This is a genomic window from Halovalidus salilacus (assembly GCF_031852275.1).
Lineage (GTDB): Archaea > Halobacteriota > Halobacteria > Halobacteriales > Natrialbaceae > Halovalidus > Halovalidus salilacus.
In genome coordinates this window covers 1,300,621-1,320,969 of sequence record NZ_CP134700.1, presented here as the reverse complement: position 1 = coordinate 1,320,969, position 20,349 = coordinate 1,300,621, and the positions used below count along the sequence as shown (strand labels likewise).

20 protein-coding genes and 1 pseudogene are annotated in these 20,349 nt (G+C 68.0%); 12 read left to right on the top strand and 9 right to left on the bottom strand.

What is annotated here, in order from left to right:
- The first annotated feature begins 372 nt into the window (after positions 1–372).
- Positions 373–873 (top strand): hypothetical protein, encoded by a 501-nt coding sequence (locus RJT68_RS06555; RefSeq protein ID WP_407039569.1) that lies wholly within the window; start codon positions 373–375, stop codon positions 871–873.
- Positions 874–902: 29 nt separating this feature from the next.
- On the opposite strand, the gene RJT68_RS06550 is transcribed toward RJT68_RS06555, so the two are convergent.
- Complete coding sequence (locus RJT68_RS06550; RefSeq protein ID WP_407039568.1) at positions 903–1,430, bottom strand: hypothetical protein; 528 nt, start codon at positions 1,428–1,430, stop codon at positions 903–905.
- Between the two features lie 87 nt (positions 1,431–1,517).
- Between RJT68_RS06550 and nucS the strand changes: the two genes are divergently transcribed.
- Positions 1,518–2,276: an endonuclease NucS gene (gene nucS / locus RJT68_RS06545; RefSeq protein ID WP_407039567.1), complete on the top strand. Its 759-nt coding sequence runs from the start codon at positions 1,518–1,520 to the stop codon at positions 2,274–2,276.
- Positions 2,277–2,513: 237 nt separating this feature from the next.
- Here the strand turns inward: nucS and mutS are convergent, their stop codons facing one another.
- On the bottom strand, positions 2,514–5,378 hold the full coding sequence (gene mutS / locus RJT68_RS06540; RefSeq protein WP_407039566.1) for a DNA mismatch repair protein MutS: 2,865 nt from the start codon (positions 5,376–5,378) through the stop codon (positions 2,514–2,516).
- Positions 5,379–5,562: 184 nt separating this feature from the next.
- On the opposite strand from mutS, the gene RJT68_RS06535 reads away from it, so the two are divergent.
- Positions 5,563–6,978, top strand: coding sequence for a winged helix-turn-helix transcriptional regulator (locus RJT68_RS06535; RefSeq protein ID WP_407039565.1), 1,416 nt, complete (start codon positions 5,563–5,565; stop codon positions 6,976–6,978).
- A 202-nt stretch (positions 6,979–7,180) separates the two neighbouring features.
- On the opposite strand, the gene gvpO is transcribed toward RJT68_RS06535, so the two are convergent.
- From gvpO to gvpA, 3 genes are all read right to left on the bottom strand, one after another.
- Entirely contained in the window at positions 7,181–7,834 is a 654-nt protein-coding gene (gene gvpO / locus RJT68_RS06530; RefSeq protein WP_407039564.1) for a gas vesicle protein GvpO, halophile-type, read from the bottom strand.
- A 65-nt stretch (positions 7,835–7,899) separates the two neighbouring features.
- Positions 7,900–8,946, bottom strand: coding sequence for a gas vesicle protein GvpN (gene gvpN / locus RJT68_RS06525; RefSeq protein WP_407039563.1), 1,047 nt, complete (start codon positions 8,944–8,946; stop codon positions 7,900–7,902).
- 4 nt (positions 8,947–8,950) lie between these two features.
- Entirely contained in the window at positions 8,951–9,238 is a 288-nt protein-coding gene (gene gvpA, locus RJT68_RS06520) for a gas vesicle protein GvpA (RefSeq protein ID WP_407039562.1), read from the bottom strand.
- Between the two features lie 145 nt (positions 9,239–9,383).
- Here gvpA and RJT68_RS06515 point away from each other — a divergent pair, with 145 nt between their 5' ends.
- From RJT68_RS06515 to gvpM, 9 genes and pseudogenes are all read left to right on the top strand, one after another.
- The gene (locus RJT68_RS06515) at positions 9,384–10,751 is read left to right on the top strand and encodes a methyl-accepting chemotaxis protein (RefSeq protein ID WP_407039561.1); all 1,368 of its coding nucleotides are present in this window, start codon (positions 9,384–9,386) and stop codon (positions 10,749–10,751) included.
- Between the two features lie 378 nt (positions 10,752–11,129).
- Positions 11,130–11,753, top strand: coding sequence for a GvpL/GvpF family gas vesicle protein (locus RJT68_RS06510; RefSeq protein ID WP_407039560.1), 624 nt, complete (start codon positions 11,130–11,132; stop codon positions 11,751–11,753).
- Positions 11,753–12,007 carry a gas vesicle protein GvpF gene (gene gvpF, locus RJT68_RS06505; protein WP_407039559.1) on the top strand — a complete coding sequence of 85 codons (255 nt, stop codon included), beginning with the start codon at positions 11,753–11,755 and terminating at the stop codon, positions 12,005–12,007. Before RJT68_RS06510 ends, gvpF begins: the two co-directional genes overlap by 1 nt.
- The gene (locus RJT68_RS06500; protein WP_407039558.1) at positions 12,007–12,834 is read left to right on the top strand and encodes an Hsp20/alpha crystallin family protein; all 828 of its coding nucleotides are present in this window, start codon (positions 12,007–12,009) and stop codon (positions 12,832–12,834) included. Before gvpF ends, RJT68_RS06500 begins: the two co-directional genes overlap by 1 nt.
- On the top strand, positions 12,831–13,823 hold the full coding sequence (locus RJT68_RS06495) for a hypothetical protein (RefSeq protein ID WP_407039557.1): 993 nt from the start codon (positions 12,831–12,833) through the stop codon (positions 13,821–13,823). The genes RJT68_RS06500 and RJT68_RS06495 overlap by 4 nt, the downstream gene beginning before the upstream one ends.
- 35 nt (positions 13,824–13,858) lie before the next feature.
- Entirely contained in the window at positions 13,859–14,620 is a 762-nt protein-coding gene (gvpJ, locus tag RJT68_RS06490; protein WP_407039556.1) for a gas vesicle protein GvpJ, read from the top strand.
- On the top strand, positions 14,617–14,961 hold the full coding sequence (locus RJT68_RS06485) for a gas vesicle protein K (protein WP_407039555.1): 345 nt from the start codon (positions 14,617–14,619) through the stop codon (positions 14,959–14,961). The genes gvpJ and RJT68_RS06485 overlap by 4 nt, the downstream gene beginning before the upstream one ends.
- A complete protein-coding gene (gvpL, locus tag RJT68_RS06480; RefSeq protein ID WP_407039554.1) occupies positions 14,958–15,941 on the top strand; it encodes a gas vesicle protein GvpL in 984 nt (327 codons plus the stop codon). Before RJT68_RS06485 ends, gvpL begins: the two co-directional genes overlap by 4 nt.
- A gap of 2 nt (positions 15,942–15,943) precedes the next feature.
- Positions 15,944–16,169 (top strand): annotated as a pseudogene (gvpM, locus tag RJT68_RS06475) (gas vesicle protein GvpM); the annotation flags it as partial.
- Positions 16,170–16,581: 412 nt separating this feature from the next.
- On the opposite strand, the gene RJT68_RS06470 reads toward gvpM, so the two are convergent.
- From RJT68_RS06470 to RJT68_RS06455, 4 genes are all read right to left on the bottom strand, one after another.
- Positions 16,582–16,797 carry a hypothetical protein gene (locus RJT68_RS06470; RefSeq protein ID WP_407039553.1) on the bottom strand — a complete coding sequence of 72 codons (216 nt, stop codon included), beginning with the start codon at positions 16,795–16,797 and terminating at the stop codon, positions 16,582–16,584.
- Positions 16,798–17,086: 289 nt separating this feature from the next.
- Positions 17,087–18,103 carry a Gfo/Idh/MocA family protein gene (locus RJT68_RS06465; protein WP_407039552.1) on the bottom strand — a complete coding sequence of 339 codons (1,017 nt, stop codon included), beginning with the start codon at positions 18,101–18,103 and terminating at the stop codon, positions 17,087–17,089.
- Between the two features lie 629 nt (positions 18,104–18,732).
- Positions 18,733–19,794, bottom strand: a complete 1,062-nt coding sequence (locus RJT68_RS06460; RefSeq protein WP_407039551.1) for a zinc-dependent alcohol dehydrogenase family protein — start codon at positions 19,792–19,794, stop codon at positions 18,733–18,735.
- A 293-nt stretch (positions 19,795–20,087) separates the two neighbouring features.
- Entirely contained in the window at positions 20,088–20,348 is a 261-nt protein-coding gene (locus RJT68_RS06455) for a cytochrome C oxidase subunit IV family protein (RefSeq protein WP_407039550.1), read from the bottom strand.
- Position 20,349: the final 1 nt, after the last annotated feature.

Below are 20,349 nucleotides of genomic sequence, written 5' to 3'. Positions count from 1 at the left end.
CGCCGATCGCCACGCCTGGTGAACACGGTCCCGGTCGGATCCGGGGTGGGATCGGGATCGGCGCCGAACGCGGAGGCGTCCGGTCCGACGCCAACCGAGCGCAGAGGGGGGCCGGTTCGACGCTCGCCGAGGGACGGTGGCGAGAGCGACGCGGATCGACGGCACCCGAGTCGGGCCGCGCGATCCGCGTCATGAACGTTTCCCCTCCCGAAGTATCGTGTTCGAGTCCATGCTGTGACGAGCACGCTCCCAGGTCGGTTATCCTGGTCCGTGCGGGAAGATTCCAGGGAGAACCCGCTTACTCGAGCCTATCCCGCGCGTCCTATAAAAGCCTTCGCAAACGTGAGGACGATCCGGCACGAAAGACGGGGTATGCGCCTGACACCGACTCGAGTCGCGGCCGAACGGGACTGGGTCGCCGACCGCGCCGACACCGTCGTCCCGCTCGTAAACGACGTGCGCGACGACCTCGGCGAGATATTCGAGACCGACGTCGCACGCGTCACCGAGGCGCAGTACCGCGAGGAGGTCGACGCCGTCTTCGCCGACGGCGACCTGGCCGTGAACGTGGCCGCGATGGTCGCGATACTCCGGGACCTCGACGTCGAGGGCGATTATCCGGGGTTCGTCGTCGACGAGATCCTCGGACGAGAACTCGCGGCGACCATCGCCGGCACCCAGCCGCTTCGAACCCTCGGTGAGGCGACCTTCCACTACGCGGACGTTCGCCACCACGGCGACGACGAGGAGAACGCCGGGGTCGACGACCTCGAGGCGGCGCTCGCGGCCGGTTTCCAGGAGCGCCTGCCGGGGTGGGACTGGACAGAACGCGAAAGTCCGTTCAGCGTCGAGCGCGACCGAACTGACGGCTAAAAACCAGCCGCTCGGCGATAGGTCCGTTACTATTCGCTTTCGTTCTCGTCCGCGTCGTCCTCGCTACTCTCCTCGGTTTCCTCGCCACTCGACTGCGCCTCCTGCATCTGCTGTTGCTGTTCGTACTGCTGGATGGTTTGGTCGTACCGGTCCCCGGTCATCAGCTGGCCGATTGGTCCTTCCAGCATCGCCTCGATGAGGGCCTCGGCCGATCCCTCGACGATGAAGAGCCCGTACTCCTTCTCGGACTCTTCGATCGAGATGTCGTTCTCCTCTGCGTACCCTTCGAAGTCCTCGGCCGCGTCCTCGATGAGCTTCGTCTGCTCTTCCATCAGCTCCGACTGGTCCATCTCTTCCGCCTCCTCCTGGAACTTCTCCATCTCGTCCTCGGATGGGGTGACGGTGGCGCCGATCCGTTCGCTGCTACCGTAGTCCTCGCCGTTGCCCTCGTCCTGGCTGGACCCGAACGAGTTGAGGTCGGAACATCCAGCGATCGATGCAGCGGCGCCGGTGCCGGCCAGTTGGATGAACCGCCGACGGTTGTGGGAGTTCGACATTCTGTACGCGTTCTCCCGGACAATATTCCATAAATCTTTTCCAATTTCCGTCGCCCTTTTGTTCGACCGCGGGGTACACGCATCGCAGTGACCGCCCTCGATCGAGACCGCCGCGTCCGCACGCTCGAGTCGCCCGCTCCCGACGTGGCCCGCGACGCGATCGCGGAGGGATTCGCACGGGACGCCCTCGTCACCGTCGTCGGGCGCTGCACGGTCGCCTACGACGGCCGCGCCTCGAGCCGCCTCGAGCCCGGCGACCGCCACGTCATGTTCAAACCCGACGGCGCGGCGCTGGTCCACACCGACGTCGGTCAGCAGCCGGTCAACTGGCAGCCCCCCGGCTGTGAGCACGAGGTCTTCCTCGAGGAGGGGACGGGCGCCCTCTGCATGCGCAGCCAGCGGCCGACGCCCGAGGAGCGACTGCTCGTCACCTTCGAACCGGAGCGGATCCTCCAGGTCTCGCTCCTCTCGCTGTGGGACTCGAGCGACCTCTCGGTGCAGGGCACCGAGGAGGACCTCCGCCGGCGGATCCTCGACGATCCCGATCTGCTCGAGCCCGGATTCTCGCCGCTGTCGACCGAGCGGGCCACCCCCGCGGGCGCCGTCGACATCTACGGGGAGGACTCCTCGGGGAGGGCGGTCGTCGTGGAACTCAAGCGCCGCCGCGTGGGTCCGGACGCCGTGAGCCAACTCCGGCGGTACGTCGACGCCCTCGAGCGCGACCTCCACGCCGACAAGGTCGTCCGCGGGGTCCTGGTGGCGCCGTCAGTAACGGATCGGGCCCGACGGTTGTTGGGCGAACACGGCCTCGAGTTCGTCTCCCTCGAACCGACGCTAGACGAATGAAACCGATTCGTTTCGGATCGGTTCGCTTCGGCTAACACCTCGAAAGCCCCCGAGGCGCTCGACGGCTGCGGCTCGCTGCGCGCTTCACTCACTCCGTTCGTGCCAGTGCTTGCTTCGCCTCGCTCGCCGAGCGCCTCGGCCCCTTTCATTCCCGCCCGGCGGTGGTTCGGTCGGATCGTCGTCGCCGGTGGTCACCCTGAATTCTGAAGAACGGCGGGTCCGAGTTCCTCGAAGCCCTCACTCCTCGAGCATCCGCTTCAGTCGATCCAGCTCGGTCAGGGCCTCGATGGGGGTGAGATGGCCCAGATCGAGCGCCCGGAGTTCGGCCGCGACGTCCGTCGGATCGTCCCCGCCGTCGGCGGTGGCGTTCTCGGCGAACGCGTCGATGGCGGCCTGGTTCGCCGGCGCGTTCGGCCCGAGCCGTCGTCGACCGCCACGATCCTCGCGTTCATCGGCGTCGGTCTCGGCCTCCGCACCCGTCCCAGCCTCCGCATCGGTCTCGGCGTCGGCCGCCTCGGTGACGATCGCTCGAGCGCGCTCGACCACGTCCTCGGGAACGCCGGCGGCGGTGGCCACCTCGACGCCGTACGAGCCCGTCGCAGCGCCGGGGGCGATCTCGTGGTGGAACACCACCTCGCCGTCGACCTGCTCGACCTCGAAGTGCAGCGTAAACGCCCCCTCGAGGTCCTCGGCGAGTTCGGTCAGGGGGTGGTGGTGGGTCGCGAACAGCGTCGTCGCGCCGACCTCGTCGTGGAGGTGCTCGGTGATCGCCCGCGCGATGGCGAGGCCGTCGGCCGTCGAGGTGCCCCTGCCCACCTCGTCCAGCAGGACGAGCGAGCGCTCGTCGGCCTCCCGGAGGATCGTCGCGAGTTCGTCCATCTCGACCATGAACGTCGAACGCCCGCCGGCGATGTCGTCGCTCGCGCCCACGCGGGTAAAGATCCGTTCGACCGGGGTCAGCCGGGCCGACCGCGCGGGGACGAAGCTCCCCACCTGCGCGAGGAGGACGATCTGGGCCGTCTGGCGCATGTACGTCGACTTCCCGGACATGTTGGGGCCGGTGATGATGGCGATCCGTTCGTCCCTCGAGAGGTGGACGTCGTTCGGGACGAACGACTCCTGGGTCCGCTCGACGACGGGGTGGCGCCCGCCCTCGACGTCGATCTCGAGCGGGCCGAGGCCGTCTCCGTCGGCTCCGCTCTCACCGTCGCCGGGTTCCAGAATCTCCGGCCGGCAGTAGTCGTTCTCCGCCGCGACCGTCGAGAGCGAGACGAGGGCGTCGAGGGCCGCCAGCGCCTCCGCGAGCGACTGGACGCGCTCGACCTCGTCGGCCACCCGTCGCCGGACGTCGCAGAACAGTTCGTACTCGAGGTCGTCCGCCCGCCCCTCCGCCTGGACGATCTCGTCCTCGCGCTCTTTGAGTTCCGGCGTGACGAACCGCTCCGCGTTCTTCAGCGTCTGGCGGCGCCGGTAGTCCTCGGGCACCGAATCGAGGTTCGGGTTCGTCACCTCGATGTAGTAGCCGTGGACGGCGTTGTAGCCCACCTTGAGCGAGTCGATGCCGGTCCGCTCGCGCTCGCTCGCCTCGAGGTCGTCGATCCAGCGCTTGCCCTCCCGGGCGGTCGTCCGGAGTCGGTCGAGGTCGTCGTCGTACCCCTCCGCGATGATCCCGCCCTCGGTGATCTCGATCGGCGGGTTCTCGACGATCGACGCGTCGATCAGTTCCCGGACGTCCTCGAGCGGATCCAGTCGCTCCCGCAGCGTCCGGAGCCGCTCGCACTCGGCCCCCTCGAGTCGGTCGCGGATCTCGGGGACGACCGCGAGGGTGTCCCGCAGCGACCGGAGGTCGCGGGCGTTGGCCCGCTCGCGGGAGATGCGACCGATGAGCCGCTCGAGGTCGTAGACGTCCCGCAGACGGTCGTGAACCTCCTCGCGCGTTCGGACGTCGCCGGTAAGCTCCTCGACGGCGTCGAAGCGGGTCTCGATTCGGTCCGGCTCGAGCAGCGGTCGGCGAAGCCAGTCTCTGAGCTTCCGCCCGCCGAGGGCGCTCGCCGTCTCGTCGAGGACGCCGACGAGCGTCGCCTCGTCCCGACCGTGGACGGATCGCGGTTCGAACACCTCGAGGCTCCGGAGGGCGACCGCGTCGAGCTGGAGGAACTCCCGCGGGTCGTACCGGGTGAGGTGGGTGAGGTACTCGAGGCGCGGACGCCCGGCGGGATCGTCCGCCGCTAATGAGCCGTCGGCTTCGCCGTCGGTCCCGTCGCCTCCGTCGACTCCGTCTTCGCCCTCGGCGTCCACCGTCTCCTCCTCGACACCGCCGCGGGCGTACTCCGCGTAGGCCAGGAGCGCGCCGCAGGCGCGAACCTCGGCGTCGCCCGCGAGCAGCGCGTCGGGGTCGCCGAAGTACCGCGATACGTGTTCGCCGGCCCGCCCAGGGTCGAACGCGGATTCCTCGAACGGCGTCACCATGCAGTCGTCGGGGAGGAGATCGGTCGAGACGCCGGGATCGACGACAGCCTCGGCGGGATCGAACCGTCCCACCTCGTCGACGATCGCCTCGCTCGAGGTGGAACTCGTCGCGAGGAAGTCGCCGGTCGAGACGTCGAGGAGGGCCAGGGCGAGCTCTCCCCCGGGGACGTCCTCACCGCCGGCGGCCTCGCGGGTTGAGCGGGCGAGCGCCGCGACGAAGTTGTTATCGTCGCTCTCGAGCAGTTCATCCTCGGTGATCGTCCCGGGGGTGATCACGCGCGTGACCGCCCGCTCGACGACCCCAGGCGTCTCGCCGGGCTCTTCGACCTGGTCGGCGACGGCCACCCGGTAGCCAGCCTCGAGGAGCGTCTCGATGTACGACGAGGCGTTGTCGATCGGGATGCCGCTCATCGGGTACTCGCCGGTGCTGTCCTCGCGGCTCGTGAGCGCGATCTCGAGCAGGCGAGCGGTGCGTTCGGCCGCGCCGCAGAAGGTCTCGTAGAAGTCCCCCACCTGGAAGAGCACGATGGCGTCGTCGTAGCGCGCACAGAGGTCGTGGTACTGACGCATCATGGGCGTCAGCTCGTCGCGCTTTTCGGCCATCTCGGGGGGCGGGCCAAGCGCAGGGTCCATACCCGATATCCGCCGCCGTATCCGGAAATACCTTGCTGGATCGGCTCACCGCCGCACCCGATTACCCGGCGTCGACCGGCCGAATTCGGGGGTAGATTCCTCTTACGAACGGAAGACGGATCGGTAAGACCTACGTACGAACCGGAAACAATGTATTACTCGCGATCGTTACCGATCCGTAGGTATGGCTTCGTCGATCGTCGCGCGAGCACTGGTGTGTCTCGCCGTCTTGACGGTGCTCGCACCCGGAATCGTCGGTGGCGCAACCGTCACTACCGCCGCCAGCGCCACGTCGGCGGACCTCGAGGCGTCGCTCGAGGAGGACTCGTCGGAACCCCTCGCCGGAATCGACGAGGAAGAGAACGAGACCGACGACTCGACGACCGAACCGAGCGACGACACCGAGACCGATGACGACACGCAGTCGAGCGACGAGGAACTGGACGACGCGATCGACGGAGGGACGGGCGAGGTGGAGGGGACGATCGACGAGACGAACGAAACGGTGGCGCAAACCACGGACGAACTCGAGGGCGACGAGAACCAGTCGTTCGACCTCGATGTCGACGGGAACGACTCCACCGACAGAGAGGACGCGGACGGCCTGAACGACTCCGTCGCCGCGTCGACCGACTTCGAGGGAACCGTCGGTACGCTCGGCGGACTCGGCCTCGATCGGCTTCGAACGAGCGGCGAGATCGGTGTGAACGCCCCGCTCGAGGCCGGCGACGGAACCGGTGGCGTCACCGTCGGGACGGGCGTCGAGACGGAAGCCGGGGGCGCGGCGAACGAGGGAGAAGACGACGGCGATTCGAACGGCGGTGGGAACGGCGCACCCCCGGGAGAGCGATCCGGACCGGAGACCGCCGGCGGCGCGGCGCTCGTCGGGGCGATCGGTGCCATCACGGCGACCGGGCTGGCGGCGGGCGCCGGTGCCGGCGTCGGCGCTGGGGCCGGAGCCACCGCGGGCGCCGGCGCGACGGGCGCGTGGTCCTGGGTCTCGCAGGTGCCCGGAACCGGACTTCGACCCCTGCGACGGCTCTTCACGTCGATCCCGTGGGACCTCCTCCCGGCGTCGATCTTCCGGTACAGCCGGTACGACGACTCGGACCCCCTCGAGAACGATCGTCGCCGAGCGGTGTACGAGGCGATCGAAGCCGACCCCGGCAGCTACCTCTCCGAGGTGAGCGAGGAGAGCGGGGTCGCGCTCTCGACGGTCCGCCACCACCTCCGCGTGCTGGAAGCGGAGGGGCTGGTGACGACCGCGAAGGTGAACGGGAAGCGCCGCTACTTCCCGGGGGCTGACGAGTCGGACCGCGACGTCGCCCTCCACGCGGCCCTCGACGAACCGTCGAAGCGGGAGGTGCTCCAGGCGCTCGCGACGCTCGGCCGGACCAACAACGGGGGACTCGCGGACGAACTCGAGCGCGACCCGAGCACGATCTCCCACCACCTCTCGACGCTCGAGGAGGACGGGTTGATCGTCCGCGAACGGGACGGCCGTGCCGTCGTCAACGAGCTGGCTCCAGCGGTCGCGGCCGCACTGGGCGACGACGAAGCGGCGGGTGAATCCGGTCACCCCGCCCCGGCGGACGATTGACCCGAGCGGAGCAGGGTCGATGACGGAGCGGCGCAGGAGACGGAGCCCGGCGGTTTTGACTGCGGACGGGGCAACAGCGGACGGATAGCGTCGTCTTCACTATCGATAGCGTTGTCGTCACTATCCGATGACGAGGGCGCTGACACGCGCCCTCGAGGCGAGGAACGGACGACGAGGGACGGCGGACGAACGGCGAGCGACGTCACTCGAACGCCTTCGTGTCGCCGCGGCGGTACCGGTCGAGTCGCCGGTATCCCTGGACGACGCCGTCCTCGTCGAGGTCGATCTCGTACCGACCCATCACGTCCTGGGTGTCGGGGATCGAGGACCGCTCGATCACCTCGACGACGGCGCGCCAGCCGTCCTCGGTCGGCGAGATTTCGCTGACGCCGTCGAACGGTCGGCCGATCAGTTCGCCCGCCGTCGACTGGACGGTCCGTCGAACCGCGAGTACGCCCTCGATTTTGCTCTGGTCGGCCTGAACTTCGATTTCCTCCTCCTCGAGGTCGCTCGTGTCGACGTCGGACGGGTCGGTCGTTCCCTCGCTGGAGGTGTCCGACTCGGACGCCGACGGGGACTCGCTCTCCGATTCGGTATCGCCTCGACTCTCGCTCTCGTCGTCCGATTGCTGTTCTTGCTCCTGCTCCTGTTCTTGCTGCTCCTCGGCTTCCGCGTCGTCGGTTTCTTCGGTCTCGTTTTCGACGGCCTGACTGTCACTCACAGTTTGATCACTCTCGTCGTGTTGAAAACAGAACCCGTCCGCTCCGGCCGGCCGCGAACAGCGCTCGCCCGCTTCGGTGAGCGCCCGACATCGTTCGCTCGCAGTTGCAGTCGCGTTCGTGTCGGCTTCGGCCATCTTGGGATAGTGGGGTGAGGTGGTGTGTTTGCGTTTCGTCCGAATTCGGTCGATGCGGTGGTGGGTTACAGCGCCTTCGCGATTCGATCCCGGAGGTCCGCGACGTCCCGGTTGCCGTTCTGACCGCCGGCGACCTTCGGGGAGAGGACGTCCGTGAAAACGTCCGTCAGTACGTCGGGGTCGACGGTCCCGTTCTCCGACTCTGACGACTCGTCGAAGACGGCGAGACCCTTCGCTGCCGTGACGGCCGCGCGCGTGCCGACGATCACGTCGTCCTCGAGTGCTTCGCGCAGGGTACGCGTGGTCGCGACGACCGTCTCGACCCGGTCGGGATCGAGGTCCACGTGGGCGGCGACGATCTCGCGCTCGGTCTCCGCGTCGTAGTAGTCGACGGTGACGCCGACGAAACGGTCGAGGAGTGCGTCCTGCTGCTCGTGGACGCCCGCGTACTCGACGTCGTTCGACGTGACGATCGCCCGGAACTCGGGGTGAACGTCGATCGTTCGGTCCTCGCCGCGCTTGCCTGGTCGCTCGAGGACCCCCTCCTCGAGGACGGACAGCAACACGTTGTGGGCGGCGGGGTCGCTCCGGGAGAACTCGTTGTAGACGAGCGTGGCGCCCTCCCTGACGGCGACCGAGAGCGGATTGTCGACCCATCGCTCTCGGACGATCTCCGTCTGCTTGCTGACGCCGCTGACGAAGCGGTCGTCCTCCGTGTAGCGTTCTCCGCCGGCGTGAGCGCCGACGAGGGCCGCGGTGTCGACCGCCTCGTCGCCGTTGAGCCAGACGACCGGACGACCGCGCTCCGCGGCGGCCGACAGCGCGAGCGCCGTCTTGCCGCAGCCGGTCGGGCCGATCAGGTGCACCGGCTGGTCCGCCTCGAGCCAACCGGTGATCCGGCTCCTGAGCGCGGCGACGTCGTCGGTTTCGACGAACGGTTCGGGCGTCACGTCGGCCGGATCGGCGAGCGGGCTCTCGCCGGGTCGATCGTCCGCCGCCTCCGCCGTTCGCGCGAGCTCCTTCTTCGCCCGTCGGCCCCGCTTCGACTCTCGGTCGGAGCGGATCTTCTTGCCGCGGACCTTGCGCCCGCGCGAAGCCGAGTCGTCAGCCATCGGGTTACTGTTGTGCCGATTTCGGTGACGATTCGGGTCGCGTCTCTACCTCGAGCTCCTCGAGTTCCTCGAGTTCGCCCTCGGCGGTGGCCTGTTCTATCTTCGCTATCTCCTCCGCGTAGTGCAGGAAGGTGTCGACCGAGGCCACGACGACGCGCGCTTCGACGGTCAACAGTTCGATGCCGACTACCGAAATCCGAGCCCAGATGTCGATGACGACACCCTTGTCGAGGATTCGGTCGAGGACTTCCGCGAGGCTGGACGAGTCCGGTCGTCGTTGTGGTTGTGCCATGGGAACGTCCAGAGGTCGAACCCGAACCCGTATCACCGCTGGCGCTGCGTTGGCAAGCCTGGATCGGTGATTCCGTCGGTGGTGACTCGCCCCGGCGGGGGAAACGGCCAGTGATCTTATACTGCGGTGCTCGACTCGTAAGAACATGACAGACTCATCTGCGATCGCCGGACGGAGGAGCGTTGGAGGGCACGGACAGGGCGAATCCGCGCTGGTCGAGACGTATCTCGAGTCGCTCGACGTCGAATCGCTCGAGCCCGAAGAGCGGCTCCGCCGCGAGCGGGACTTCTGGCGGGGGCTGTACGCGCAACTCGTGTCGAGCTTCCCGGAGGGCGCGTTCACCGTCGCGAGAAACGGCGAGATCACCAACTGGAACCCGGCGATGGAGGAGCTCAACGGGACGGGTGCCAATTCGGTGCTCGGTGAGAACGCCTACGAGTTCTTCAAGACCGAGGGGAAAGACGAGACGCTCGCGGAGACGGTGATCCGCCGCAACGAGACCGTAAAGGAGGACGACACGCGGACGGTCCCCCACTCGGACCGGTACTACCAGGTCTACGCCGTTCCGCTCCGGGATCCGACCGGGACCCCCGTGGGGGCGTTCGAGGTGACGCCCGACGTCTCGGAGTTCGTCCACCAGCGCCAGGAGTACGAACGGCTCCAGGAGGCTGTCTCCGAGGAGGTCGAGGACGAGATCGTCGACCTCGAGGCGCACACGGAATCGATCGCGGAGACGACGGCGGACCTGCGCGATCTGGGCGTCGACCAGACCGAGCGGATGGAGACCATCGCCGGCGAAGTCTCCAACCAGAGCGCGACCATCGAGGAGATCGCCTCGACCGCGGATCAGGTCCACCGGACGAGCGACGAGGCCGCGGAACTCGCCGAAGAGGGCGCCGACTCGGCGACGGAGGCGATCGACACGATGGAGGGGGTTGCGGAGGCGGCCGACGAGGTCGCGTCCGAGATCGCCACGTTGCACGAGAGCATAAACGAGATCGACGAGATCGTGGACGTCATCGACGGCATCGCCGACCAGACCAATATCCTCGCCCTGAACGCCAAGATCGAGGCGGCCCAGGCGGGGAAGGCCGGCGCCGGCTTCGCCATCGTCGCCGACGAGGTCAAGTCCCTCGCCGAGGACTCCCAGGATCAGGCGGGGCGCATCGAGGAGACGATCGAGCGAATCCAGGCGGAGATCGAGTCCACCGTCTCGAGCCTCGAGACGACGACCGAACAGATCGACGACGGCGTCGGCCGCGTCGAAGGGACCCTCGAGCGAATCGACGAGATCGCCGCCGCCGTCGAGGAGACCGCCCAGGGCGTCAGCGAGGTCTCCGACGCGATCGACGATCAGGCCGCCGGCAGCGAGGAGATCGCCGCCACCGTCGACGCCGCGGTCGACGAGCTGACCACGCTGCGTGACGAACTCGAGGGGATCGCGGAGGCCACGCGCGAGCAGCGCGAGAGCGTCTCGACCGTGCGATCGACGGTCGATCAACTCTCCTCGTAAGTGCGATCGACGGTCGATCAACTATTCTCGTGCGGTCGATCAACGTTCCTCAGACCCCTGGTTCAGTGTGGACGCTCGCGTGTGGCCGTTCGCCGGACGCAGCGTTGCCCCCGGTCGTACAGCCCTCGAGCGCCGTCCCCGCGGACGACCGGGCTGCGACTGCAAGCACCACGGTAAGGCCCGGGTGTCTCGAATCACGAGTGACGATCCGTCTCAGTGTCAGCGCCACCGACGTCCATCACCGCGACGCTGGAACGGCCTCCCTCTCGAGACCATGACATCCGATACCCATCGGCGCACAGCGACGAGATCCGCCCCCGTCGAGCGACCGCGGCCGTCCCCGACGGGACGGGACGAGCGAACCGAGGTGGGTCGCCGATGAGCAACCGCTACGTGTACGGAATCGTCGAGTCGGACGAGGGGCTCGCGTTCGAAACCGACGCCGTCGGCGGCGCCGATCGCGTCTATCCCGTCGAGCACCGGCGACTCGCCGCCGTCGTTTCCGATATCGACACGACCGAGCCCGAGGAGACCGACGAGGACGCGAAGCGCCACGACGAGGTCCTCCGGGAGCTCATGGAGCGCGACGGCGGGCGGACGGTCGTGCCGATGCAGTTCGGCATGGTGTTCGAGAGCGACCGCGCGCTGAAGAACGTCCTCCGCGGCGCGCGACCCGCGTTCAGGCGGACGATGAACGACGTCGAGGGGACGGTCGAACTCGGCGTGAAGGTCGTCCGCGAGGAGGACGCCGACGTCGACCGCGAGGCCGTCGTCGAGGACGTCTCCGAGCGCCTCGAGTCGATCGCCGACGGATCGGTCGAGAACGGGCTGTTCAGCGACCGGCTCGTCCTCAACCGCTCGTACCTCGTCGACCGAGACGACCGGGAGGCGTTCGACGAGGCGGTCGCGACCCTCGAGGAGTCGTACGACGACCTCATCTTCAAGTACTCCGGACCGTTCGCGCCCTACAGCTTCGTCGACGTTCACATCGGGGCCCAGTGATGTTCGTCCTCGACGACCTCCTGTTCCGACCGATCGTCGGCATCGTGGACGCCATCCACACGATGGCCCTCGACGAGCTGTACGACGTCGAGGCGCTCGAGGACGACCTCAAGGAGAATCAGCTGCTGTACGAACTCGGCGAACGCTCGCAGGAGGAGTACGAGCGCCGGAAGGCGGAGATCGAGGAGGAACTCGAGATCGCTCGCGAGATCCACGAGGACCTCACGAGCGGCCGCGTGGAGGTGAAACGATAATGCGTGACCAGCCAGACCGCGACGGGAACCGAAACCGAGATCGGGTCGACGACGACCGACCGTCGGAGTCGGATCAGAACCGGGGCCGGAATCGAGACCGGGACCGGGATCGGAATACGTCACCGAACCCTGATGAGCGTCCGGAGACCGAAGCCGAAGCCGAGTCGGACGCCGATACGGACTCCGACTCGTCCTCGGACGAGGAGGCGAACGCCGGTTCGGACCCGGACGGGGGGCCGGCCGACGACGAGTCGACTGACCGGACGTCGGAGCCGTCCGACGACTCGAGCGAAACCGCCCGGCGGAGGGACGCCGGCTCGGACGACCCTCGGCCGCCCGAAGGAACGGGGAGCGATCGGTGGCTCACGACCCTCCTCGAGGCGCTCGAGGCGGTCGACGAACTCTCGACGTCCGGACGGAAGCGCTTCGGCGGATCGATGTTCGACTACGACGTCTCGATACGGTCCGGCACCGACGTGCCGGATCGGGATCGGGATGGCGATCGGGCGTTCCCCCTCGATCCGAACCCGTTCGCCGGCGACTCGATCGACCGGAGTGAACGGCCGCGAACCAAACGCCACCGACAGCCGCTGAACGCCTATCACGGAACGACACGGACACGGGACGACGAACTCGTCGTGGTGGCCGACGTGGCCGGCCTCGACCCCGACGAGATCACCGTCGGGTTCGACGACGCGGCGCTCGTCATCGGCGTCGAGGACCGCGAGATCGACCGGATCGACGTCCCGTGGCCGGAGCGGACGGCCGAGGCGCGAGTGAAAAACGGCGTCCTCACCGTGACGGTCCGCGAGGAGGGCTCGAAATGAGCGACGGTGAGTCCGCCACGGAGTTCGACGTCGACCTCGAGTCGCTCCTCGACGGCGCCGACGAGAGCCTCGAGCGCCTCGAGGAGCGACTCGGAGGCGTCGAGCGTCTGGAAGAACTCGAGGGGAGCGAACTCGAGTCGCTCCTCGGCGACGTCGACGATCTGGTTCGACTCGCCTCCGCCGTCGAGGAACTGCTCGAGGCAATCGACCTCTCCGACCTCCCCGACGCGGTCGACGGCGACGAGGTGCTCGAGGCGATCGAGGTCGGGGAGATTCCTGACGCGCTCGGCGACGGCGACGCCGACGCCGGCGTCGGAGACGCGGTCGACTTCGGGAAGCTGTTCGGCGCCGTCGACCTGCTGAACGCGTGGGACGCCACCGACCTCCGGGATCTGTGGGAGGCGAAAGGCGCCGTCGAGGACGCGGTTGACGACGCGGCTGGCGACGGCGAGGACGACGCGCTCGTCGAGAAGGCCGCCTCCGCGGTCGCCGGCGAGGACGGACTAACGGGCGACGACGGACTCGTCGGCGGCGCGGACGGATTAGCGGGCGAGGACGGGATAGTTGGCGGCGAGGGCGACCTCATCGACGGCGAGGCGCTCGACCTGGACCTCGAGGCGTCGGACGCCTTCGGCGAGATCGATATCGAGGAGGATCCCGAGGCCTACCAGGTGTTCATCCAGCAGCAGGCGATGAAGGGGATCGACGCCTTCCGCGAGGCGCTGTTACTCACCCACGAGAAGTTCGAGAAACTGTACGAGTTCAACCGCGAGCGGATGCGGCGCACGGACAGGGGGACGAACTCGCGGAACCCGACGGCGAAATCGACGGTGCCGATCGATCGTCGTGACCTCGGCGGCGGCGCCCGGTACTCGACGGTCCCACGGGACGTGAAACTGTCCACGGCCCCCAGTCGAACGCGGATCTACGGACGGCGGTTCGAACTGGAGCGCGAACGATTGCGAGGTGAGGGAAATACCAATGATTGACATAGACCCCGCGACCCGAACGAGAGGTGACCCGAATGGTCCATGACTTCCAGCCGAGTCGGCAGCAGACCGACCTCGCGGAGGTCGTCGAGATGCTGCTGGACAAGGGCATCGTGATCAACGCCGACATCGCGGTCTCGATCGGCGACACCCAGCTGCTCGGCATCCAGGTTCGAGCCGCGATCGCCTCCTTCGAGACGGCCGCGCGCTACGGCCTCGAGTTCCCCGAGGGAACGGACATGCGCCGGATGGCTGAGGCCCTGGACGAGCCCGAACTCGCGGAGATGGAGCGACCGAACCCGGCGATCGACCCGACTCGAGGCGTCAACGTCACGCCAGAACCGGAGGGCGAGGGCAGCGAACCCGAACCCGAACCCGACGCCGAGGCCGAGGCCCAAGCCGAAGCCGAAGAGCGGTCCGAAAACGAGGGGAAAGGCCTCGCGAAGGCCATTCCGGTTGGCCCCGAATCGGATTCCGAGGACGACGGGGGCGCGACGGAGGCGATGACCGACGACCGCGTGAGCGACCACCTGGGCGCCCGACCGGACCCGGAGCGGCCCACGAGCGGCGGGTTCAACATGCTCAGCGACGACTCCGACGGGGACGGCTCGGACGAAGCGGAGCCCGGAACGACGGAAGCCGGTGCCGCAGACGGCGACGAGTCCGGAGAGGGTGCCGCCGACGGCGACGAGTCGGGGGGTAACCCCGACGACGAAGTCGAGGCGTCGTCGGACGGATCTGTCGAGGGTGAGAGCGGCGAAGACGACCCCGAGGCGTCCGGAGGTGGCGGTTCGTGACCGAGATCAACGTCGGCGACGGGGACGACGCCCGGAAGGGGCTGGTCACGCTCGTCGTCACCGTCGTCGAACTGTTGATAGACGCCCTCGAGCGGGAGGCCGTCCGCCGGATGGAGTCCGGCGACCTCACGGACGAGGAGATCGAGCGCCTCGGCGGTCAGCTCGCGCGGATCGAGGCCGAACTCGAACAGCTCAAGGAGGACGAGGGGATCGAGGAGGGCGTCGACGACCTCCGGGGCGACCTCGACGGCCTCGTCGCGGACGCGATCGAACGGCTCGAGGCCGATCAGACGGCCCGCCGGAAGCCAGGCTATTCGGTGTTCGGAGGTGAGGGATCGTGAACCGCGAGCGAGGGGCCGAGGCTGGGTCGACGCCGGAGTCGACGGTCGACCCCGCGACCGAGTCGGTCACCGACGCCCTCCCCGACTTCGACGAGGGGCGGTACCTCTACTGCGTCGTCCCGGCCGACGAGGACGAAGCGCTCGAGAAGCCGGGGGTGGACGACGAGCCGGTCTCGGTCGTGACCGCCGACGGCGTCGGGGCGGTCGTCCACGCCTGCGACGGGATCTACGACTCGGCGGATCCGACGGAGATCCGTCGGTGGCTCGTCCGCCACCAGGCCGTCGTCGACGCCGCCGGCGAGCGTTTCGGCACCCCGATCCCGTTCCAGTTCGACACGATCCTCAAGGGCGACGACGAGGGCGTTCGCGGGTGGCTCCACGAGGAGCGCGACACCCTCGAGCGGGCGCTCGAGGGGCTGGCGGGCCACTGGGAGTACCGCGTCGAGGTCCGCGAGACCGATCCGATCGACGGCGAGGACCTGCTCGAACGGGACGACCGCCTCGCCGACCTCCGGGAGCGAATCGACGCGGCCGAGGAGGGGACGGCGTTCCTGCTCGAGAAGCAGTTCGACCGGCGGGTTCGAGAACTCCGGAAGATGCGCAGGGAGACGCTGTCGGACGACCTCGTCGGTCGACTCGCGGAACACGCCCGAGAGGTGCACGAACTCGAGCGATCGCCGAGCGCGTCGCTCTCGACCCTCGACTCCGGGGAGTCGGGGTCGAGGTCGGAATCGGAATCGGCCGCCGCGGAAGCGGGGCCCGGCGGAGCCGACGACGGGGCGGGGACGCTCTGTCGACTCACCCTGCTCGCGCACGAGGACCGAGAGGGCGACGTCGGCTCGGTGCTCGACGAGGTCGCGTCCGAACCGGGACTCGAGGTGCGATTTACGGGCCCGTGGCCGCCGTACACGTTCGCACCGACGCTGGGCGGCGACGACGAACCGACTCGAGAACGGAACCGATCCGGCCCCCCGGCGTGAGCATGAAACCGAGAAAAGACGACGAGGTGCTGGTGGACGTCATCGACGTGCTGCTCCGGGACGGGGCGATCCTGCGGGCGGACGTGATCGTCTCCGTCGCCGACATTCCGCTGGTCGGGATCAAACTCACCGCGGCCCTCGCCGGCATGGAGACGATGCGGGAGTACGGCCTCTTCGAAGAGTGGGACGTCAGGCGTCGGCGGAGCGCGATCAGCCGACGACAGTACGACGAGGGCGACCGTCGACGGGCGGCGCGACGCCGACGGGCCAGCCAATCGGCCGTCGGCGAGAACGACGGACGGGCGGGGGAGGCGATCGGCGTCGGCCGAGGCGGACGGCGGCCCCGCGATCTCGTCGATCGATCCGAGTCTCGAACTCGGACTGGTGAACGAGCGGAAGAAGCGACGGACGAAACTGGTGAGGATGTGGATGAGGATGGGGTGGAGCACCCGACCGAAGGCGCTCGAGACGGGTGAGCGCTCGAGGCGGGAGGCGGGTGAGGACCAGAGTCGGAGCGTTTCCTGAAACGCTGACGGCGGAACACGGGAGATGGTGGAGACACGTCCGCGGCGAGCGGAAGCGGGGGCCGACCACCGGGATCGATGCGGACGTCGTCCGTCGCCCCTGACGGGGCGAGCGGTCAGGCGAACTTCGGGCGTTCCGTGGTGAGTTCGACGTCGCCGGTGACGGTCGCCTTGTCGCGGTCCTCGTCGTAGACGTACTGTCCGGTGCCGCCACAGAGCGTACACTCGTACTGTTCGGAGATCTCGTTGATCATTTCGCCGTCCTCGAAGTAGACGCGGCTCTGCGTGATCTGCAGGAATTGGGCGGTCTCGCAGTTACTGCAGGTGATCATAGCCGACTGATGGCATCCACAGGTTGTAGTTATCCGGCTTGTAACCGAAAGGTGGCCCCGTCTATGGCCGTATTACTGCGGTTAAACGGCCGATCAGCCGATCGTGCTAATAGTTCACACCCCAAATCCGTCGAACTCCGACTACCCACTTCACTAACGAGCGCTTACTCTCCCGACCGCGCGACTCCGTTACAGCATCCGATTCCGGGCACGACGGCGGGTAAATCCGTTCCTACTCGGTCGAATCGACCGCCGTTTCGAATTCGGTCATCCGGATCGGCACTGACCCTCACCGCTCGTCGATCGTTACGCGCCGACCGGATCGCGCTGCCTCGTAGGCCGCCTCGGTGAGCGCCGTCACCCGCAAGGCGTGGCGCGCCGTCGCCGGCGGCTCGGTTCCTTCGAGCACGCACTCGAGGAACGCGTCCGCGCGGGACTGTTCCCGTCGCGGATCGACGTACGGAACGTGCTCGGTACTCTCGGCGTCGATCTCGAACACTCGACGGGAGCGCCACTCCTTGCCCTCGAGGTACACCGCGCCCTCGTCGTCCCAGACGTGGACGTGCTCGCGAACGGCCGGGGCGTCGCCGTTGAACGAGAAGGTGCCGGTGGCGCCGTTTTCGAAGCGGACGTCGAGGTGGGCGCGTCGATCGATTCGTTCGTCTTCGTCGTAGAAATCCATGCTCGCGGCCACCGATGCCGGCTCGAGTCCGGTCGTCCAGAGGACGCCGTCGAGGACGTGGCTCCCCGTGTCGTAGAGGAACCCACCCCCGGAGAGCGACGGATCGAGTCGCCACGTGCCCATCGAGTCGTCGATCCACCCCTGGGTTATCGACGCCGTGAACCAGCTCGGGGTGGGGCCGTCTCGCCACCGCCGCCGGGCCGTCCTGAAGGCGGTCTGGAGGTGACGCTGATACCCCACCATCAGCGTCTCTTCGCCGGACTCCGCCAGTCGGGTCAGTTCGCGGGCCCGCTCGAGGTCGGTCGTCAGCGGTTTGTCGCAGTAGACGTCCAGCCCCGCCTCGAGGGCCGCTCGGACCTGCTCGTAGTGGAGGGTGTGCGGAGTCCCGACGAGCACGGCGTCCAGCGGCGCGGCCTCGAGCATCGCCTCGTAGTCCGCGTACCGGTGTCGGTCCTCGACGCCGAACCGCTCGCCCACCTCCGCGAGTACCGCCGGCTCGAGGTCGCAGATGGCGGTCACGGTCGAATTCGGGTGTCGATGGAGCTGCTCGCCGACGGTGGTTCCGATGTATCCGAGGCCGACGATTCCGATTCGGACCGGCACGCTGGGGGGTGCGTCGTCCATGGGCCGATTCACGGGACGAACGCCCATCGTTCTTGTCACGGTTCTCCGTCGCCGACTCCCCGGCGGCTGACGGAGCGCGTCGATGGCGCCGACGGCGGCCGGTCGAGCGTTCGTCGTCGCGGTCGACGGTTCGACCGCGGTAGGCGGTAGTTTCCCTCGTTTCGACGGCTCGATCGGCGTCGACGCGGACGACGTAGGCGCAGGTTATCGATCTGAGCGGCCCGCAAGCGCGGGGTCGCCGACCAACGTGCCGTCACCGCCCCAACGTTCCAGTTGGTTGTTCGATACGACTACCGGCAGGCAAGTGCCTGCATAACAATAGTCGTCCTGCACGATTGCCCACGTGCGGGGTTGGAACGCCCCGCCGGGTACGCGCCTCACCAGACCACGACGTGCTGACCAACCGACCGCGTGCGTTCGTGCCCGGATCGCTCGGAAGTGGACTCGCCCCCGCTTCGAGTTAGCTCATGTCTCTCACGCCAGGGTGGGACCCACCCCGCCCGGCTATTCACGCACCAACTACCGAACCACGAGACGCTTCTCGCCGTCGGAATCGTCGATCACCCACGCCGCCCGCCCTCGAGCGTGGCCGCCCGCGAACGGAAACCGGAACCTAGCGCTGTCGGTCGTCAGAACTCGGTGATGACCGGGATCCCGATCGTTTCGTACTCGTCCATCGAGGCCAGCGTCTCGGGGAGTTCGTCGAGCGTGAGCGTCTCCCCGACGATTTTGGACGGCTCGAGCGTCCCCTGCGCGATCAGGTCGAACAACTCCTCGTACCTGATCAGCGGCATCCCGAACGAGCCGTGGAAGTCGAGTTCCTGCATCGTCATCGCGTCGACCGGCAGGGACACCTCGCCGCCCTCATCGCTCGTCGTCAGACCGACCTGCACGTGGGTGCCCTGCTTGCCGAGGCTGCCGATCGAGTTCCGGCACGTCTCCGCGATGCCGAGGGCGTCGACCGAGACGTCGGCGCCGGTTCCCGTGAGTTCGTGGACCGCGCCGGGGACGTCGTCGACCTCGGTCACGTTCACCGTCTCGCGGGCGCCCAGTTCGCGGGCCCGCTCGAGTTTGTCGTCGCGAACGTCGACGGCGACGGGGTGGGCGCCGAGCGCCTGCGCGATGTGGACCGCAGACAGGCCGACGCCGCCGCAGCCGTGGATGGCGACCCAGTCGCCAGGGCGGAGGTCGGCTCGGTCGGCGAGCGCGTGATAGGCAGTCATGAACCGGCAGCCGAGGCCGGCCATCTCCGCGAAGTCGACCTCGTCGGGGAGTGTGACGCAGTTGAAATCCGCCTCCCGTACCGCGAACGCCTCGGCGAACGCCCCCTGCGCGAACTCCGTGAAGCCGAGCGGAATCACCGTGTCGCAGACGTTCGCCTCCCCCCGCTGACAGTGCGGGCACGTCCCGTCGCCGAGGTGGAACGGCACCGCGACGCGGTCGCCCTCCTCGAGCGTCTCGACGTCCTCCCCAACCTCCGCGACGACCCCCGCCGGTTCGTGGCCGAGGATCTGCCCCTCGGGTGCGGCGGCGCCGATCCAGCTCCAGTCGCCCTGCCAGGCGTGCCAGTCGCTGCGACAGATGCCGCAGGCTTTCGTTTCGACGACGACCTGATCCGGTTCGGGCTCCGGATACGCGACGTCTTCGATCTCGAGTAACTCGCCGTGCTCTTTGAGGACTGCTGCACGCATGGGTAGACCGTATCATACGCATACCCACTACAAAAGGGTGGGTATAGCACGCATTCTACGAGCGGAACTCGACCGCCGAACCCGTTCGGCGGGTACCATCATCCACTCCGCTTCGAACGCCGTGAGAGACGAAATCGGCGCGGGCGCGACGCCTCGAGACGCGTATCGGCCGAGTCGTCGTCGAAGGGAACGATCACCGCCGAGTCGTCGTCGAAGGGGACCATCACCCGTACGACGCGCTCGAGGGGGCGTCGGGAACACAGAGAATCGATGGCGGTCGAGCGAGTCCGAGATTACGTGATGGAGTAGCCCGCGGCGATCGTGAGCAGGAGCACCATGAACAGGGCGGTCGCCATCATGTACGAGAGCGACCGCGGTTCCTCGATCAGGTGCTGGTAGTAGCCGGCGATCAGGCCGGCCTTGATGACCGCGAGTACCAGCGTTCCGCCGACGGCGTACTCGTAGGGGATGCCGACCTCGAAGAACACGAACTTGCCGGTCGCCAGCGCTAGCAGTGCGACGTAGATGATCGCGTACGTCCGTATACTCGCCATT

Bases quoted from the DNA above. Each gene is read 5' to 3' on its own strand.
- gvpF (WP_407039559.1), top strand. From the start codon at position 11,753: ATGTTCGTCCTCGACGACCTCCTGTTCCGACCGATCGTCGGCATCGTG.
- RJT68_RS06555 (WP_407039569.1), top strand. From the start codon at position 373: ATGCGCCTGACACCGACTCGAGTCGCGGCCGAACGGGACTGGGTCGCC.
- RJT68_RS06500 (WP_407039558.1), top strand. From the start codon at position 12,007: ATGCGTGACCAGCCAGACCGCGACGGGAACCGAAACCGAGATCGGGTC.
- gvpO (WP_407039564.1), bottom strand. From the start codon at position 7,834: ATGGCCGAAGCCGACACGAACGCGACTGCAACTGCGAGCGAACGATGT.
- RJT68_RS06550 (WP_407039568.1), bottom strand. From the start codon at position 1,430: ATGTCGAACTCCCACAACCGTCGGCGGTTCATCCAACTGGCCGGCACC.
- RJT68_RS06495 (WP_407039557.1), top strand. From the start codon at position 12,831: ATGAGCGACGGTGAGTCCGCCACGGAGTTCGACGTCGACCTCGAGTCG.
- RJT68_RS06515 (WP_407039561.1), top strand. From the start codon at position 9,384: ATGACAGACTCATCTGCGATCGCCGGACGGAGGAGCGTTGGAGGGCAC.
- RJT68_RS06455 (WP_407039550.1), bottom strand. From the start codon at position 20,348: ATGGCGAGTATACGGACGTACGCGATCATCTACGTCGCACTGCTAGCG.
- RJT68_RS06465 (WP_407039552.1), bottom strand. From the start codon at position 18,103: ATGGACGACGCACCCCCCAGCGTGCCGGTCCGAATCGGAATCGTCGGC.
- gvpA (WP_407039562.1), bottom strand. From the start codon at position 9,238: ATGGCACAACCACAACGACGACCGGACTCGTCCAGCCTCGCGGAAGTC.
- gvpN (WP_407039563.1), bottom strand. From the start codon at position 8,946: ATGGCTGACGACTCGGCTTCGCGCGGGCGCAAGGTCCGCGGCAAGAAG.
- RJT68_RS06535 (WP_407039565.1), top strand. From the start codon at position 5,563: ATGGCTTCGTCGATCGTCGCGCGAGCACTGGTGTGTCTCGCCGTCTTG.
- RJT68_RS06510 (WP_407039560.1), top strand. From the start codon at position 11,130: ATGAGCAACCGCTACGTGTACGGAATCGTCGAGTCGGACGAGGGGCTC.
- RJT68_RS06470 (WP_407039553.1), bottom strand. From the start codon at position 16,797: ATGATCACCTGCAGTAACTGCGAGACCGCCCAATTCCTGCAGATCACG.
- RJT68_RS06460 (WP_407039551.1), bottom strand. From the start codon at position 19,794: ATGCGTGCAGCAGTCCTCAAAGAGCACGGCGAGTTACTCGAGATCGAA.
- gvpJ (WP_407039556.1), top strand. From the start codon at position 13,859: ATGGTCCATGACTTCCAGCCGAGTCGGCAGCAGACCGACCTCGCGGAG.
- mutS (WP_407039566.1), bottom strand. From the start codon at position 5,378: ATGGACCCTGCGCTTGGCCCGCCCCCCGAGATGGCCGAAAAGCGCGAC.